At 60.9% G+C, this 578-nt stretch carries 1 protein-coding gene; it reads right to left on the reverse strand.

The window, feature by feature from the left end; translation table 11 throughout:
• Positions 1 to 84: 84 nt before the first annotated feature.
• The coding region (rlmD, locus tag NW837_RS01935) for a 23S rRNA (uracil(1939)-C(5))-methyltransferase RlmD (protein ID WP_414329033.1) at positions 85 to 578 on the reverse strand (494 nt) is incomplete at its 5' end.

Raw genomic sequence — 578 nt, forward strand, 5'->3', positions numbered from 1 at the left:
AAGGGCGTCGGCTACGGTCGGCGCTATCCTTCCCTGCCCTGAAGGACGGGGCTTGCCGCGCCTTTTGGTCAGGGTGCGTACTCTTCAAACTCGCTCCAAAAAGGCCACCCCCTCCACATGCCCGGTTTGGGGAAAGAAGTCAGCCGCCCGCCATTGGGTAAGGCGATAGGATCCCTCTGCCAGTAGGATCTGCAAGTCTCGCGCCAAAGTGGCAGGGTGACAGCTAATGTAGACGATGCGTGGTGGTCGTCGCAGCTTTAGGGTCTCGAGCACTTGGCGGTCGCAGCCGCGCCGCGGCGGATCCAGCACCACAATGTCGGCAGGGGGCAGGGTCGGCAAAACCTGTTCCACCGTGCCCTGGAAAAATTGGGCTGAGGCGATACCGTTGAACTGGGCATTGTAGCGGGCTTGGGCCACCGCTTCCGGCAAAGCTTCCACCCCCATCGCCCGTTTCGCCCGTTGCGCCAGCAGCAAGGTTAAGGTGCCGATGCCACAGTAGGCATCCAGGATGGTTTCCTCTCCCCGCAGGTTCAGTTGGTCGGCTATCCAGGTAAAAAAGGCTTCTGCTTGCTCTGTGT

This window comes from Synechococcus sp. R6-10 (assembly GCF_047461815.1).
Classification (GTDB): Bacteria; Cyanobacteriota; Cyanobacteriia; order Thermostichales; family Thermostichaceae; genus Thermostichus.